14 protein-coding genes are annotated in these 15416 nt (G+C 61.8%); 3 read left to right on the top strand and 11 right to left on the bottom strand.

Annotation, left to right across the window (positions count from 1 at the left end):
• Window positions 1-99: 99 nt before the first annotated feature.
• From trbL to YY7_RS0140820, 11 genes are all read right to left on the bottom strand, one after another.
• Complete coding sequence (gene trbL / locus YY7_RS0140870) at window positions 100-1329, bottom strand: P-type conjugative transfer protein TrbL (RefSeq protein WP_028168204.1); 1230 nt, start codon at window positions 1327-1329, stop codon at window positions 100-102.
• Window positions 1326-1697, bottom strand: coding sequence for a putative entry exclusion protein TrbK-alt (trbK-alt, locus tag YY7_RS0140865; RefSeq protein ID WP_028168203.1), 372 nt, complete (start codon window positions 1695-1697; stop codon window positions 1326-1328). Before trbK-alt ends, trbL begins: the two co-directional genes overlap by 4 nt.
• On the bottom strand, window positions 1697-2425 hold the full coding sequence (trbJ, locus tag YY7_RS0140860) for a P-type conjugative transfer protein TrbJ (protein WP_028168202.1): 729 nt from the start codon (window positions 2423-2425) through the stop codon (window positions 1697-1699). Before trbJ ends, trbK-alt begins: the two co-directional genes overlap by 1 nt.
• The gene (trbE, locus tag YY7_RS0140855) at window positions 2422-4863 is read right to left on the bottom strand and encodes a conjugal transfer protein TrbE (protein WP_028168201.1); all 2442 of its coding nucleotides are present in this window, start codon (window positions 4861-4863) and stop codon (window positions 2422-2424) included. Before trbE ends, trbJ begins: the two co-directional genes overlap by 4 nt.
• A 10-nt stretch (window positions 4864-4873) precedes the next feature.
• A complete protein-coding gene (locus YY7_RS0140850) occupies window positions 4874-5137 on the bottom strand; it encodes a VirB3 family type IV secretion system protein (protein ID WP_028168200.1) in 264 nt (87 codons plus the stop codon).
• The gene (locus YY7_RS0140845) at window positions 5137-5460 is read right to left on the bottom strand and encodes a TrbC/VirB2 family protein (protein ID WP_028168199.1); all 324 of its coding nucleotides are present in this window, start codon (window positions 5458-5460) and stop codon (window positions 5137-5139) included. Before YY7_RS0140845 ends, YY7_RS0140850 begins: the two co-directional genes overlap by 1 nt.
• 1 nt (window position 5461) lies before the next feature.
• Window positions 5462-6376, bottom strand: coding sequence for a P-type conjugative transfer ATPase TrbB (gene trbB, locus YY7_RS0140840; protein ID WP_028168198.1), 915 nt, complete (start codon window positions 6374-6376; stop codon window positions 5462-5464).
• Between the two features lie 227 nt (window positions 6377-6603).
• A complete protein-coding gene (locus YY7_RS0140835; protein WP_028168197.1) occupies window positions 6604-7932 on the bottom strand; it encodes an MFS transporter in 1329 nt (442 codons plus the stop codon).
• Window positions 7933-8068: 136 nt separating this feature from the next.
• The gene (locus tag YY7_RS0140830; protein ID WP_028168196.1) at window positions 8069-8494 is read right to left on the bottom strand and encodes a CopG family transcriptional regulator; all 426 of its coding nucleotides are present in this window, start codon (window positions 8492-8494) and stop codon (window positions 8069-8071) included.
• A 6-nt stretch (window positions 8495-8500) separates the two neighbouring features.
• Window positions 8501-10486 carry a conjugal transfer protein TraG gene (locus YY7_RS0140825; protein ID WP_028168195.1) on the bottom strand — a complete coding sequence of 662 codons (1986 nt, stop codon included), beginning with the start codon at window positions 10484-10486 and terminating at the stop codon, window positions 8501-8503.
• A gap of 36 nt (window positions 10487-10522) precedes the next feature.
• A complete protein-coding gene (locus tag YY7_RS0140820) occupies window positions 10523-12286 on the bottom strand; it encodes a relaxase/mobilization nuclease domain-containing protein (protein WP_028168194.1) in 1764 nt (587 codons plus the stop codon).
• Window positions 12287-12546: 260 nt separating this feature from the next.
• On the opposite strand from YY7_RS0140820, the gene tnpA reads away from it, so the two are divergent.
• From tnpA to tnpC, 3 genes are all read left to right on the top strand, one after another.
• Entirely contained in the window at window positions 12547-13434 is an 888-nt protein-coding gene (gene tnpA / locus YY7_RS0140815) for an IS66 family insertion sequence element accessory protein TnpA (protein ID WP_028167392.1), read from the top strand.
• The gene (gene tnpB / locus YY7_RS0140810) at window positions 13431-13784 is read left to right on the top strand and encodes an IS66 family insertion sequence element accessory protein TnpB (protein WP_028167393.1); all 354 of its coding nucleotides are present in this window, start codon (window positions 13431-13433) and stop codon (window positions 13782-13784) included. The genes tnpA and tnpB overlap by 4 nt, the downstream gene beginning before the upstream one ends.
• 69 nt (window positions 13785-13853) lie before the next feature.
• A complete protein-coding gene (gene tnpC / locus YY7_RS0140805; protein ID WP_028167394.1) occupies window positions 13854-15389 on the top strand; it encodes an IS66 family transposase in 1536 nt (511 codons plus the stop codon).
• Window positions 15390-15416 lie beyond the last annotated feature (27 nt).

Genomic DNA, 15416 nt, shown 5'->3' with positions numbered 1-15416 from the left:
GATAAGTGCCCCTGAGATCAAGTGATCAGTTCAATCCGTGCGGAGTCCTGGTTTCGAGGTGGTCCCCGCGGCGTATGGCGTAAGCGCGGTGCTCGGGTGTCAGCGCTCTCCTTGAGACAAATCGACGGAGGATCCACTGCCACCGTGATCGCCTGAACGGACCGCGTGGCCAGCCGCCGACGCGCCATGTCGAATGGTCTGGGCACGCTTCATGCGCCGCGCCCAATCGGGCTGCCCTTCAGCGGAAGTGCTCGCGGCCTGCTCGCCTGCTCTTCCTCCTCCCCCGAGCGCCGCCGCTGCGCGACGCAACGGACTCATGGCAGCCGAGCCACCCGCCTCCGCGACACCAGAAAGGCCGCCGCTTCGATAGGCAGCGGATGCTCCGCTAAGGACGGCGCCGTCACTGCGCATCGCGCCAGCAATCGCGCCGCCAGCGAGACCAGCACCGCCCGCAACGAGGCCTGCGCCGGCAGCAACGATACCGCCGGCGGCAAGTCCCGTACCGACCGCGGTACCGGCTCCGAGCTGCGGTCCGCCGGACACCAGACCGTTCGCGATTCCCGGACCGAAGATACCGAGGCCCAACAAAGAGAGCGCTGCGAGCACCAGCGTCATCGCGTCTTCGATGGTCGGCTGACCGCCAGCAAAGCCGGCGGTGAACTGCGAGAAAAGCGTCGAGCCGATGCCGACAATGACCGCCAGGACCAGCACCTTGATCCCTGAAGATATGACGTTGCCCAAGACCCGTTCTGCCGCGAAGGCGGTCTTGCCAAACAAGCCAAAGGGAATGAGCACGAAGCCAGCCAGCGTTGTGAGCTTGAACTCGATCAGGGTGACAAAGAGCTGGATCGCGAGAATGAAAAAGGCGAGCAACACCACGACCCAGGCGAACAGGAGAACGACGATCTGGACGAAGTTCTCGAAGAAACTGATGTAGCCCATCAGGTTGGAGATCGAATCGAGCAGCGGTCGGCCGGCGTCGAGTCCGACTTGAGCGATCTTTCCCGGCCGCAGGAAATCTGCCGCCGAAAGGCTTGCGCCGGATGCCTTCAGCCCGAGGCCGGCAAAGCTTTCGAAGACGATGCGCGCCAAGCTGTTCCAGTTGCCGATGAGGTAAGCAAAGACGCTCACGAAGAGCGTCTTCTTGACGAGACGCGCGATGATGTCCTCGTCCGGTCCCCAACTCCAGAACAGCGCGGCGAGCGTGATGTCGATCGCCGCAAGCGTCGTTGCGAGATACCCGACTTCGCTCCCCAGCAGCCCGAAGCCGTTGTCGATATAGCGCGTGAATGTGTCCAGGAACTGGTCGATGATACCGGTACCCGTCATGGCTTGCTCGCCTCGGGTGTCGCCAGGGGCGGATATCCTTGTGGGATCCGGCTCTGATCCTTCGGGGCGGGCGCCAAACCTGCGGCGGAATCATCGTGGCCAGGAGCTACGGCACCGGCTTTCTTGCCAAAGAAGCGACGGCGGTTTTCGGCCCAAACTTGCTTGCAATGCTGATAGCCCGCTGCTTCCTCCGCAGCGACGCTGCGGCAGCGCGCGAGGTCAGAGCTGGTTTCATCTGTCGTCTGCTCCGCCTTCGGCGGCGGCGGAGGACGGTCTCCGCCACGAAGCTGAATCGTGCAGGCAGTGACGACCAACACGCCGATTGTCGTAAGCAGCGACAGCGCCTTGAATGCCTGGATGTCGGCCATTAGTGGAACATCTGCACGTTGAATGATTGATAGCCCTGCCCTGGTGTCAGGAAGCGCCGAAGCTGTTCTCGTGCCTGATCCTGGGCCGAGGCGCGCTGAGCGGCTTCAAGACTTTGCGCCCTGCCCTGTGCCGTCACGACAGCGGTGAGGTCGGCGAGTTGCTGCGCGTTCAGCGCGAGAATCTGATTGCCGGCCTGCGTTGCTTGCAGAGCGCCGCTGGCGCCTTGACTTGATGTTAGGAGCGCTGACGTCTGGATGCGGTTGGTGTCGAGGTTGCCAACGATGCCCGCCTGGACACGAAGCGCGTCTTGTGTTGCCGCGTAAGTATTTTGCCACCGCGATTGAGCGTTGGTGACCATCACCTGGCTCGACTGGCTGCCAGTGGCCGGCGCGTAGCTCGTCGAGAACGCGCGATCGATCTGCTGGACGTCGTAGGCGATGCGCTGGGCCTGTGCCAGCAATTGCTGGGTCCGCTGGATCGAGGATTGCAGTTGCTGCAGCGACGAATACGGCATGTTTGCCAAATTCTTTGCCTGATTGATCAGCATCTGCGCCTCGTTCTGCAACGAGGTGATCTGATTGTTGATCTGCTGGAGTTCCCGCGCGGCGGTCAGGACATTCTGGACGTAATTGTTGGGATCGAAGACGATCAGCGCTCGCACAGGCGCTGTGACGCAGAGCGAGAGGGCGATGGCACCAGCGGCCGCCAATAAGGCAGGAGGCCTCATAGCGATTTCTCCAGATTGACGAGATTGGGGATCAGATCTGTGGCCCAGCCGACGCCACGGTGCTGGAGCCAGGCCGGCACGAAGCCGTTGGGCCCATGCTCGGCGAGGAGCTGCGTGATGGCAGCCTGGTCCGTCTTGGAAGACGCTGCGGTGAAGGCGAGTGCCACCTCGCCAAGCCCGAGCTCAAACATCCGATTGCCGCGACGAGACTGACAGTAGTAGTCGCGCTTTGGCGTTGCCCGGCTCAAAAGCTCGATCTGGCGGTCATTGAGGCCGAAGCGCCGGTAGATGGCAGTGATCTGCGGTTCGATCGCCCGTTCGTTCGGCAGCAACAAGCGTGTTGGGCAGCTTTCGATGATCGCCGGTGCGATCGCGGAGCCATCGATGTCCGAAAGCGACTGGGTGGCGAAGATGACGGAGGCGTTCTTCTTCCGAAGCGTCTTCAACCATTCCCGGAGCTGGCCGGCGAAATCCGCATCGTCGAGGGCAAGCCAGCCCTCATCGACAATCAGGAGGGTCGGCCGACCGTCCAGACGGTCCCCGATACGATGGAAGAGGTAGGCCAGCACGGCCGGCGCGGCACTCGTTCCAATCAAGCCCTCGGTCTCAAACGCCTGGACCGAGGCTTCGCCAAGGCGCTCGAATTCGGCATCAAGCAGGCGCCCCGAGGGGCCGCCCAGACAAAAAGGCTGCAAGGCACGCTTCAGAGAGTTGGATTGCAGGAGAACTGTCAGGCCCGTCAGCGTGCGCTCCTCCCTCGGAGCCGAGGCGAGAGACGTCAGCGCCGACCACAGATGATCCTTGACCTCTGGAGTGATCTCGATCTTTTCCCGTGCCAGGATCGCGCCGATCCATTCCGTGGCCCATCCGCGCTCAGAGGGATCGTCGATCCAGGCCAATGGTTGCAGAGCGACAGAGTTTTCGTCCCCGCCGGACAATGTGCCGCCGACATCATGCCAGTCGCCATCCATAGCAAGCGCGGCCGCCCGGATCGAGCCGCCGAAGTCGAACGCAAAGACCTGAGAGTTCGGGTAACGCCGGAATTGCATCGCCATCAGCGCGAGCAACACGGATTTGCCGGCACCGGTCGGTCCCACCACGAGGGTATGGCCGACGTCACCGACGTGGAGCGAGAATCGAAACGGGGTCGATCCCTCGGTCTTGCCAAACAGAAGAGGCGGACCCTTGAAGTGCAGGTCCCTCGCCTCGCCCGCCCACACGGCCAACATCGGAATCATATGCGCAAGGTTGAGCGTCGAGATCGGCGGTTGCCGCACATTGGCGTAGACATGCCCCGGCAGACTGCCGAGCCAGGCTTCGACGGCGTTCACCGTCTCGATCATGCAGGTGAAATCGCGGCCCTGAATGACTTTCTCGACCAGGCGAAGCTTTTCATCGGCAGCATTGGGATCGCCGTCCCACACCGTGATTGTTGCCGTGACAAATGCCTGTCCGATCTGATCCGAACCCAATTCCTGCAAGGCCGCATCGGCGTCCATTGCCTTGTTATGCGCGTCGGTATCGAGCAGCGTCGACGCCTCGTTGGTCATGACCTCCTTGAGGATGGCGCCGATGGACTTTCGCTTGGCAAACCACTGCCGGCGAATCTTGGTCAGCAGCTTGGTGGCGTCAGCCTTGTCGAGCATGATCGCCCGGGTCGACCAGCGATACGAGAACGCCAGGCGATTGAGGTCATCAAGAATTCCTGGCGTCGTTGTGCCCGGGAAGCCGACGATTGTCAGAACTCGCACGTTGGCCGAGCCCAACATCGGCTCAAGACCGCCGATTAGCGGCTGGTCCGCCAACAAGGCGTCAATGTACATCGGGATCTCGGGCACCCGGACCCGATGACGTTTGGTCGAGATCGTCGAATGCAGATAAGTCAGCGTGGCCTGATCATCGAGCCAAGCGCATTCCGGCATAAACCCCTCAAGAAGCCCGAGGACGCGGCTGGTTTGATCGACAAAGCCGCGAAGTACCTCGCGAGCGTCAGTTCCCACAGTTCGATCGCGACCCTCGTAAAGCAGTCGCTCTGCCCTGGCGGCTCCTTCCTCTGGAGGCAGATAGAGGAAGGTCAGGAAGTAACTGGACTCGTAATGGGCACCCGCCTCTTCGAACTGAGCCCTGCGTTCCGCGTCAACCAGTGCAGACGCGACATCCGGAAAGGAGTTAGGCGGGTAAGTTCCCGCAAAATGACGCTGCGCCTCTATGAATACGGCCCAACCTGATCCCAGGCGACGCAAGGCGTTGTTCAGACGACCGGCGACGGCAACGAGTTCAGCCGGCACCGCGCTATCTAGGTCGGGCCCCCGGAATTTTGCCGTCCGTTGGAACGAGCCATCCTTGTTCAGGATAATTCCTTCGTCGACCAGAGCTGCCCAAGGCAGGAAGTCGGCGAGGCGCGCGCTGGAATGGCGGTATTCGGCAAGGTTCATCATGACCGCGAGCTCAGACGTTGAGATAACCGGGAATGCGCAGATGTCGGCGCACGACATCGACAAAGGCGGGATCCCGCTTGGCGGCCCAGACGGCGGCCATGTGGCCGATGAACCAGAGGACAAGACCCGCGATCCAGAGCCGCAGTCCGAGCCCAAGGGCTGCCGCCAGCGTGCCGTTCACGATCGCGACGGACCGCGGCGCGCCGCCCATCAGGATCGGCTCGGTGAGCGCACGATGAACGGGCACGACAAAGCCTGCGACCTGATCATCCATCAGATCACCACGCCGCCGCCGAACGAGAAGAACGACAGGAAGAAGCTCGAGGCGGCAAACGCGATCGACAGGCCGAACACGATCTGGATCAGCCTGCGGAAACCGCCGGACGAATCTCCGAACGCGAGCGTGAGACCAGTCACCACGATGATGATGACAGCGATGATCTTGGCGACCGGCCCCTCGACCGACTGCAAGATCTGATTGAGTGGTTGCTCCCACGGCATGTTCGAGCCAGCCGCCCATGCGGGCTGAACTGCCAAGAACACGGTGCCGTAGGCGGCCAACGATGCACCTCGAAGGGAGCGAAATTGCTGACGCATGTCAGTCTCCTGCTGTTGAAAGGCTGTAGTCGCCGGCGGCACCAAGCCCCGTGACGAGGGCGAGTTCAGCGAGGCGACGGTCAGCGCCGCGCCCCGCCAGCACGGCGACGACGTTGATGGTCTCGGCGATCAGGGCACGCGGAACCGTGATGACGGCTTCCTGAATGAGTTGCTCGAGTCGCCGCAGCGCTCCCAGCGCGGTGCCCGCATGAATAGTGCCGATGCCGCCGGGATGGCCTGTACCCCAAGCCTTGAGGAGATCGAGCGCCTCGGCACCTCGGACTTCGCCGATCGGGATGCGGTCAGGACGCAGTCGCAGCGAGGAGCGAACGAGGTCCGACAGCGTGGCCACACCATCTTTTGTCCGCAACGCTACAAGGTTGGGCGCTTTGCACTGGAGTTCGCGCGTGTCTTCGATCAGCACGACCCGATCGGAACTCTTTGCCACCTCCGCCAGGAGCGCATTCGTCAAGGTTGTCTTGCCGCTCGATGTCCCACCGGCGACGAGGATGTTCTTACGAGCAGCGACCGCACCCTTCAGGATCTTGGCCTGCTCCGAGGTCATGATTTCCTTGGCGACGTAGTCGTCGAGCGTAAACACCGCGACCGCGGGCTTACGGATAGCGAAGGCAGGAGCAGCAACGACCGGTGGCAAGAGCCCTTCGAAGCGCTCGCCGGTCCCAGGCAGTTCGGCCGAGACGCGTGGCGCGCCAGCATGCACCTCGGCGCCTACGTGATGCGCTACCAGGCGAACAATCCGTTCGCCGTCCGCTGCCGACAAGGTCTCGCCTGTGTCAATCAGGCCATTCGATAACCGGTCGATCCACAGCCGCCCATCCGGATTGAGCATCACCTCGATGATCGCTTCGTCTTCGAGGTAACCGGCAATCGCTGTGCCAAGCGCACTGCGCAGCATTCGCGCACCGCGCGAATTCGCTTCCGATTGAAAGGAATGGATTGCCACTGTCGCCCCACCGATTGAGGGCGACCAAAGGGCCCCTCAGATGGAGATCATTAGAAAGGGCACCAATGGACTTGGCGCAACAAGCGCTTTCGGTGATCGTAGACTGGCGTAGAAAAAGAAAGCCTGAGAACCGATACTTGGGGTCTACTCAATGGCATCAGTTCGCTGCGAGTTGCTGCTCACCACTCCGCATCGTCATCCGCGGGCAGAAGGATGACCGAATCCTCATATAACCCAATTGACTCGACAGCGTAGGAAACATCAGCCGGCTTGAAGAAAAGGATTGAACTCATCCACGAAACGATGGATCGGTACCAGGGCAGCGCGAACCAGACAAACGTCGCGATCTGCAGTGCTACGTTGAGACCGAACGCGACTTGATAGGCTTGGACGGGCCTATGGCCATCATTCGCAGACCATTGCTCCAGGATCAGGCCTGTCGCGTATTGTGCCAGAAACGCCCAACCAAAGTGCAAGACGTTCAAGGCGCCGTTGGCACGACCGGCAAGCTCCGGCGGAAAGTAATCCGCTATTGCCGCGAAGCTGACCACGGTTGCCGTTCCGACAATTGCGATAACAGACCAGGGCAAGATGGACGGCAAAGGCGCTCGCAGGATCAAGGCTAACTCGGCTGCGATGAACAGCACTGCAATAATCGCTAACACCGTATCCGTCCCGATTCCTCTCCGCTTGATGGAATGGACCGTCGTACCGAATAACCAGGCACCACCGCACAATACAATGGACATTATGAACAGCTGTCTTACGAGACTTGCGCGATCAAGCCCGTCCACGTCGATCAGCCACGGTGATGCCCACAGTCCCTGCAGAGACCAGGCTGATCCAATGCAAGTCGCCGACAATGGGGCCACTCGCCAGAAGCGTCGATCGCCAAAAACGGAGCCAAGGGTGGCGCGCGCTGTTGATGGGACAATGCCTCGCTCAGGCACGACGACATAGATGAGAATGGCCGTCGCCCCGGTAGCGGCCGCCAGAATCTCAAAGAGCTGCCGCCAGCCCGTCCAAGCGAGCAGGTGTTCGACAGGAACCGTAGCGGTCACCGCTCCTAGCGATCCCAGCATGACCATATAGCCGTTCAGCAAGGCAACCCGTTCCCTGGGGAACCAAAGGATGATGGACTTCAGTCCAGCCGTCAGCGCTGCAGCTACACCAAACCCGATCATTGCACGCGCGATCAAAAGGGACAGGAAGCCGCTCGATACAGCGAACAGTCCGGCGCCCACTGCTGCAAGCAGGAGCAGACCACTCTGGACGCGACGCGGACCAAAACGGTCCAACAATATGCCGACGGGGATCTGCGCCGCCGCAAAAACGAGGAAATAGACTGACGTAAGCAACCCGAGGTCGGCAGTCCCAAGCCCGGTATCCGAGCTGAGATGACTGGCGATCAGCGCGTTGATCGTTCGAAATAGATACGAGAGGTAGTATCCAGCAGCAAACGGGAGAAATACGCGCGCGGTGAGACGCCATGCCCCTGGAGTTTGCATGCTAGTCCTTCTTGCTCCTCAGCTCATTCGAGCCGATAGCGTGTCCAGCTTTTTGTGGGCTTGGCTAAATTGCTGCGATCGTGGGCTGGCGTAGAAAAAGAAGGACCCGGCGAAATGGTCTGTCTACATGGTTCAATCAGGTTTCTTCGGGCGGTTCCTGACGGCGGATATCTTCTGGAATCTCGCGCAGAAAGCTTTGCCCCTTTTGCAAACGGCGCCCGAGCGCCTCGACAAATCCTTCAAATCGTTCTCGGCCCTTTGCCTGCGCGGCTGCCTGCGCGTCGTTAGGTAGCGGCGGCGTGATCGTGAGCCAGAAGCGTATGAAGAGAGCCAACGTCTCGGCCGTCAGACCAACGTCACGCTCCAGCCTCTGCATCTGGCGCGATAGCCGGTCCAGGCGACGGGTAAACGCAGCTTCTCGCCTATCCGCTCCGTCGGGTGACAGAAAGGAGGCGACCGCCGCTTCCACGATCGCAGACCGGGAGAGCTTCTTGCGATCGGCAAGCTCGGAGATGTGTTTCAGAAGCTCCGGCGGGAAATAGACGTTCATCCGGTCGCGCATATTGCCTTAGAGCTCCATACCGTCATTCGGGTCCATGGCGACTTGACGGGCGACACCGCGCATCTGTTGGCGCATGAGCCGGGACTGACGGACCGCATCCTCGTCATCGTCAAGAACAGCGGCAAATTCTTCTGCCGGCGTCGGCGCGGTTGTCTCCTTGACGATCGCGACGTGATCGGGAAGTTCGGTCTCGCGACGGAGTCCGCTGTTCGCGGTGTCTTCCTCTCCTTGCCTCCCGCCGGCCGGAAGCGGCACCGGCTTCAGCGTTCCAAGTGTTGACCATCCGTCGATTCGCGATGATCGACCTGATGCCGCCGGATCGGGCGGCGGCAGAACCCGCTCGGTGAATCGCCGATCCTCGTAGTAGCGGACCTTCTTCGCGCGTATCGGCGCCGTGCCTGCCACCATGACGATCTCGTCCGTCGGCGGAAGCTGCATGACCTCGCCCGGGGTCAGCAGCGGCCTCGCCGTCTCCTGTCGGGAGACCATCAGGTGCCCCAGCCACGGGTTCAACCTGTGACCGGCATAGTTCTTCATCGCCCGCATCTCAGTCGCCGTGCCGAGCGCATCAGACACCCGCTTCGCGGTCCGCTCGTCATTGGTCGCGAAGCTGACGCGGGCGTGACAATTGTCGAGGATGGCGTTGTTGGGCCCGTAGGCCTTCTCGATCTGATTGAGAGACTGCGCGATCAAGAAGCTCTTGATGCCGTACCCCGCCATAAAGGCGAGCGCGGACTCGAAGAAATCAAGCCGCCCCAGTGCCGGGAACTCATCAAGCATCATCAGGACTCGATGCCTGCGATCACGGTCGTGTAGGTCCTCGGTCAGGCGACGACCGATCTGGTTCAGCACCAGGCGGATCAATGGTTTGGTTCGTGAGATATCGGAGGGCGGCACCACAAGGTAAAGCGTCGCAGGGCGGCTATTGGCGATCAGATCGGCAATCCTCCAGTCGCAGCGGCAGGTCACCTGGGCTACGACGGGATCGCGATAGAGCCCGAGGAACGACAGCGCGGTGGACAGGACGCCGGAGCGTTCGTTCTCGGATTTGTTGAGGAGTTCGCGCGCGGTCGAGGCGACCACAGGATGGGCGCCCTGCTCACCAAGATGCGGTGTGGTCATCATTGCCTTCAGCGTCGCTTCGATCGGCCGCTTCGGATCGGAGAGGAAAGCTGCGACCCCGGCCAAGGTCTTGTCGGCCTCGGCATAGAGTACATGGAGTATGGCGCCGACCAGGAGTGAATGACTGGTCTTCTCCCAGTGGTTCCGCTTGTCGAGGGACCCTTCAGGGTCGACCAGGACGTCGGCCACATTCTGGACGTCGCGAACCTCACATTCACCGCGCCGCACTTCAAGGAGCGGATTGTAGGCTGAGGACTTTGGGTTGGTGGGATCGAACAACAGGACGCGGCCATGCCGCGAGCGGAAGCCCGCGGTCAGTTGCCAGTTCTCGCCCTTAATGTCGTGAACGATGGCCGAGCCGGGCCAAGCCAGCAGCGAGGGCACGACGAGGCCAACACCCTTGCCGGACCGGGTTGGTGCAAAACACAACACATGTTCCGGTCCGTCATGGCGGAGATAGTCGCGGTGGAGTTTGCCGAGCACCACACCATCCGGACCGAGAAGTCCGGCCGCTCGAACCTCTTCCACATCGGCCCAGCGCGCCGAACCATAGGTCTCGACATTCTTGGCTTCACGCGCGCGCCAAACCGACATGCCGATCGCCACCGCGATGGAAACGAAGGTTCCCGACGCCGCGATTAAAGCACCTTCGACAAAGACCGGTGGCGCATAAGCATCGTAGACGAACCACCACCAGAAGAAGATTGGCGGGTAGTAGATCTTGAAGCCCAACAGTTCGAACCAAGGTCGCCCAAGCTCCGGTTGCCAGGCGAGCCGCCATGCCGTCCACTCGGTTGCTCCCCAGATGGCCAGCAAAACGATTAGGCCGACGACGATCACCTGTCCCCAGAGGATTTTGGTTCCGGACATCCCTAACGTCCTTCCGCAATTGAATTGGCGAGATTGCTAGAGGCCGAGGTCGCGCTTCCGACCAAAGCCCCATTCGATGCCACCACCATCTTTCGCGACACCGGTGACGTGTTGGCCGAGCCTGTTCTCGAGCTCGCGCGACCAGGGCACGAGCTGGAAGCCGAGGCCGTTATCGATCATCGCAAAACGTCCCGACGCTAGCGTCAGCCGCTGGCGATACGTGCCCGCCACATGCTCCCCGGAGTTATGCTTCACGTGAGGCAGGCGGGTGTCGGCCGAGACCTTTGCTGCCACCTCGTCCAGTTCACGCCGGCGCAACGTGTTCAGGAGATCGCGCTGCAGGATGATGCGTTGGCCCTGCCGCCGGACTAGGCCCTCCTGGATCAGATGCTCGGTACGGGCTTTCATGGCTTCGCGGGTCTCGCGGCCGAATCCGCCCATGGCGAGCGGCATGGGGTCGCGTTCGACCAGCCTGTGATCGAGCCAGGTCGCGCCCTTCGCGGTGACCTGCTCGGCAAGATCGAGATCAGAGCGGATCGCCAGCACTACAGTCGGCTGCGGATCGCCGGCTTGACCGAAGCGTCGGACTTCGACGATGCCGCCGATCGGCGGCGCATGGTCGAAGGCCTCGATCCCGCGGAAGCGGACATGGTGGGCGCGTCCGTCAGTCCCGTCGATCACGGCGTAGGTCTCGCCAGTCAGTTCGTCATGCAATCCACGGTCGATCAGTCGTCCGACAATCTGAGGCGTCGGCTGTCCACCTTCGATGACGAAATCGGCAACGCCGCGCGCTTCCCCACGCTCGGTAAAGGCCCGGTGCATGGTCTTGATGATGTCGCCGCGCATGCCGAGGTCGCGCAAGCTACGCTCGGCCTCGAGCCCGACCATCCATTCCCCTGGCGCGGCGGATGCGGCAAGGCCCATCTTCTCCAGGTGTTGAAGGCGACCGACCATCAGGCGCCGGATCTCGGGATCGGACTTGCCAGGATTCTCTGGACGAAGATCGATAGTGCCGGTCTCATCTGCCGCCAGCCGGATCTCCCGATCGAGCCGCGTCCATCGTTCCGCCGTGACTTCCCTCTCCAGCGAATTACGGATCTCGTGCTCCGGTTTCGGACCCAGTTCGATGGCGACCAGTTCCTCGGCGCGTGAGCGCAGGCCCTGGCTGATGTAGTCGCGGGAGATCACGAGATCCGCCCCCTCCTCATCTAAGCCCCGAACGAGGAGATGGACGTGAGGGTTGTCGGTATTCCAATGATCGACAGCTACCCAATCGAGGCGCGTGCCAAGATCGGTCGCCATCTGCGTGGCGAGATCGCGGGTGAAGGCCTTCAGGTCGGTCATGTCGCCGGCATCCTCTGGTGAGACGATGAACCTGAAATGATGCCGGTCGTCCTTGCAGCGTTCTGCGAAAGCCGCGCTATCGGCGCGGTCGCTGCCAGCATCGAACATCTCGGCCCTCTCGCCGCTTCGGGTGACGCCATCGCGCTTCAGATATGAGAGGTGCGCGGTCAGTGGTGCCGAACGGAAGGCTCGACCTTTATGACGGACCACGCGCGCCTTCACCACAACGCGCCGCGTCGGGCTGAACAATCTGGCGCGGCTAAAGGCGAGGCGCCCGCGGCCAAACGTCGAGCGCCCATAGGCCGCCGAACGCCTGCCGGCCGCAGCCTGACCCGAGGTATGTCCAGCTTGCTTCGCGGCACGCAGCACCTGGTTGATGAAGCTCTTCGGCTTCGGCGCGCGTGTACTGCGGATGCGTCCAGGCCGAATACGCAGGTCGCTGTCGCCTACAGTCACGGCACGGCCTCCCAACGATCAAAAGCGCACACGGTGCCGAAAACGCCTTTGATTGGATTCGTAAAAATGCTAACCGCGGCACGCGCCCCGACCGATCGGCACGCCGGAACCCAAGCCATGTCAATGGCTTGCGGTTCAACGGGCGAGCCCCTTTTATCTCGCCGTCTTTCTGTCGAGCGTAAGCGTCGGAATCTTGCACGACTTTCCGAGAGTGCGTTGTCGTTCCATATCGGGTTCCTTGCTGCATTGGAGGATCTCCGGTGGGTACGGAATATTTCAAGAACGAAGCACGTCGTTCCTTTTGGTCGGTACACGTTGAAGCGTGGCGGCGAAGCGGTCTCAGCAAGCGCAAATATTGTCGTCAGCACCGTCTCAGTGGCGGCACGTTCGATCGCTGGCTGCGGCATCTGGTTGACGCTGAGACGTTGCAAATACGTGCGGAATTGCGTCGCGAGGAACGTCGGGAGCGGCTCCGCAAGAAGCGGGCTCCAGTGTCGAAGGACCTCCGCTGCAGAGCTGTGCAAGCGTTCTGGGCGATGCACGTTGAAGCGATGAAGTGGTGCGGTCTGAGCATGCAAGCCTATGCCCGCGCCCATGGCATATCGCAGCACAGCCTGAGGCGATGGCGCGATTTGATCGACGCCAACGACGTTGAAATCGACTGGCGGACGCACCTTCATCCGAGTGCCCGCCCACTGTTAAGCACTAGTGCTAAGACTAGTGCTAAGGATGGCGCAGCTGAATCTCGCTTGACAGCGACGCCGAATGACGATCCTCCGACACCTGAGAAGCAGAGCCGCCGCAGCTTCACCGACGAGGAAAAGCTGGCCATCGTGTTGGAGACTGAACGACCTTGGGAGACCGTATCGTCGGCGGCACGAAGGCACGGTATCGTCACTAGCATGTTGTTCCGCTGGCGAGCGGAGCTTGGGTTTGGTAAGGGCAAGCGCGCCAAGTTGGTGCCGGTCGCGGTGGCCGATGCTGGAGCCGTCGGGTCATCGACGCCGGTTGTTCTGCACGATCTGTTGCAGCCGCCCGACGGCATGACGGTTGTCAAATTGGACGATGGCCGCCGCGTCTTCGCGCCGATCGGCAGCGATCCCGATGCGGTCCGTCGCCAGATCACTGAGCGGGAGACAGCACGATGATGATCGTGCCGGCCGGCGTGAAAGTCCATCTGGCCTTGGGGTATACCGACATGCGCAAGGGCCTGGATGGCCTCGCCGCGCTCGTTCAGGAACACCTCAAGAAGGATCCGTTCTCCGGCCACCTGTTTGCCTTCCGAGGCAAGAAGGCAAGCACGCTGAAGATCCTGTTCTGGGACGGCAACGGGCTTTGCCTGTTCAGCAAGCGGCTCGATCAGGGCGGCTTCATCTGGCCGAGAATGAGCGATCCAGGTGGCACGGTGACGCTGTCCCCGGCGCAGCTTGCCATGCTGATCGAAGGCATCGATTGGCGTACGCCGGAGCGTCGATGGCGCCCGGCCATCACGGGTTGAATCGCAAAAACCCGCATAGAATATAGCGAAGTTGCTTCGTCGAATCAGCGTGTTCGAGTAGAATCGGTCATGCAGCTCGACCTCGACAATCTGCCGTCGGATACTGCGCTTCTGCATCGCCTGGTGCGCGACATTGCCTCGGTCATCGCGCATCGGAACAGCGAGATCCAGCGTCTCCAGGCGATCATCAAACAGCTTCAGCGCGCACAATTTGGGCGTCGTTCCGAGCGTCTCGACGCCGATCAGCTCGCCCTTGGACTCGAAGATTTGGACATCGATTTGTCGGCCGTCGAGGCAGATCAAGCCTCGCTGGAGGCGTTTGCGCCGACGCAGAAACTGCAGCCGAAGCGCAAGCCGCTGCCGGATCATTTGCCCCGCGAACAGGTTGTGCTTAACGTCGATAGCGAGAGATGTGCGTGCTGCGGCGGCGCGCTGCATGCGATCGGTGAGAGCGTCAGCGAGATGCTGGATTGGGTGCCAGCACAGTTGCGCGTGGTACGCGTCTGCCGCCCGAAATATGCCTGCCGCAGTTGCGGAACGATCACCCAGGCTCCGGCGCCCGAACGACCGATCGCCGGCGGCTTGGCCACGCCAGCCATGCTCGCGCATGTGCTGGTCAGCAAATATTGCGACCACACACCGCTCTATCGGCAGGCGCAGATTTTTGCCCGCCATGGCGTCGAACTGGAGCGCTCGACATTGGCCGGATGGGTCGGCGGCGCGTGCTGGTGGTTTGAGGCCCTGCACGATCGGCTGTGCGAGCACATGTTCGCGTCGGATCACCTGTTTGCCGACGACACGCCAATCCCGGTGCTCGATCCGGGCCGCGGGCGCACCAAGACCGGACGGCTGTGGGTGTATGCCCGCGATCAACGGAGCTGGGCTGGGCCTGAGCCGCCAGCTGCGGTTTATGTGTTCGCGCCCGACCGGAAAGCGGAGCGCCCAGCAGCGCATCTGATGCACTTCAAGGGCGTTCTGCACGTCGACGGTTACGCCGGATTCGAGCGGCTGACCGGCGCCGGAAACATCACTCTCGCCGCATGTTGGGCGCACACCAGGCGCAAGTTCTACGAGGTTGCGCAAGCCGAGGACACGCCCATCGCGCACGAGGCCTTGCGTCGTATTGCCAGCCTCTATGCCGTCGAAGCGCAGGTGCGTGGTCAATCGCCGGCGCATCGGCTGGCTACGCGGCGCGCACTCGCCAAGCCGATCGTTGACAGCCTTCGCCTGTGGCTCGAGGTGCAACTCGCTCAATTGCCCGGGCGCGGCAATCTCGCCGAAGCGATCCGGTATGCGCTGTCGCGCTGGGATGGATTGACCCGCTTCCTCCGTGACGGCCGCATCGAACTTGACACGAACCCCGTCGAGCGGGCGATCCGACCTGTGGCGCTCGGCCGCAAGAACCATCTCTTCGCCGGTAGCGATGGCGGTGGGGAACGATGGGCAATCCTCTGTTCGCTGATCGAAACGTGCAAGCTCAATAACGTCGAGCCTTACGCATACCTGCGTGACGTGCTCACGCGCATGGTCGACGGACATCCGATCAACCGTCTCGACGAACTGCTGCCGTGGGCCTGGAAACCGACGGATCATGTCAATACCTGACCGACGTGCGAGAGCCAGACGCTAACT

Source organism: Bradyrhizobium elkanii WSM2783 (assembly GCF_000472865.1).
GTDB classification, from domain to species: Bacteria; Pseudomonadota; Alphaproteobacteria; order Rhizobiales; family Xanthobacteraceae; genus Bradyrhizobium; species Bradyrhizobium elkanii_A.
The sequence above is the reverse complement of the archived record's forward strand: the minus strand, read 5'-3'. Positions and strand labels throughout refer to the sequence as shown.

Excerpts from the sequence above, each read along its gene's own strand:
- trbK-alt (WP_028168203.1), bottom strand. The coding sequence starts at position 1,697 with ATGGCCGACATCCAGGCATTCAAGGCGCTGTCGCTGCTTACGACAATC.
- YY7_RS0140835 (WP_028168197.1), bottom strand. The coding sequence starts at position 7,932 with ATGCAAACTCCAGGGGCATGGCGTCTCACCGCGCGCGTATTTCTCCCG.
- trbE (WP_028168201.1), bottom strand. The coding sequence starts at position 4,863 with ATGATGAACCTTGCCGAATACCGCCATTCCAGCGCGCGCCTCGCCGAC.
- trbL (WP_028168204.1), bottom strand. The coding sequence starts at position 1,329 with ATGACGGGTACCGGTATCATCGACCAGTTCCTGGACACATTCACGCGC.
- tnpB (WP_028167393.1), top strand. The coding sequence starts at position 13,431 with ATGATGATCGTGCCGGCCGGCGTGAAAGTCCATCTGGCCTTGGGGTAT.
- YY7_RS0140850 (WP_028168200.1), bottom strand. The coding sequence starts at position 5,137 with ATGGATGATCAGGTCGCAGGCTTTGTCGTGCCCGTTCATCGTGCGCTC.
- YY7_RS0140825 (WP_028168195.1), bottom strand. The coding sequence starts at position 10,486 with ATGTCCGGAACCAAAATCCTCTGGGGACAGGTGATCGTCGTCGGCCTA.
- YY7_RS0140830 (WP_028168196.1), bottom strand. The coding sequence starts at position 8,494 with ATGCGCGACCGGATGAACGTCTATTTCCCGCCGGAGCTTCTGAAACAC.
- tnpC (WP_028167394.1), top strand. The coding sequence starts at position 13,854 with ATGCAGCTCGACCTCGACAATCTGCCGTCGGATACTGCGCTTCTGCAT.
- trbB (WP_028168198.1), bottom strand. The coding sequence starts at position 6,376 with ATGCTGCGCAGTGCGCTTGGCACAGCGATTGCCGGTTACCTCGAAGAC.
- YY7_RS0140845 (WP_028168199.1), bottom strand. The coding sequence starts at position 5,460 with ATGCGTCAGCAATTTCGCTCCCTTCGAGGTGCATCGTTGGCCGCCTAC.
- trbJ (WP_028168202.1), bottom strand. The coding sequence starts at position 2,425 with ATGAGGCCTCCTGCCTTATTGGCGGCCGCTGGTGCCATCGCCCTCTCG.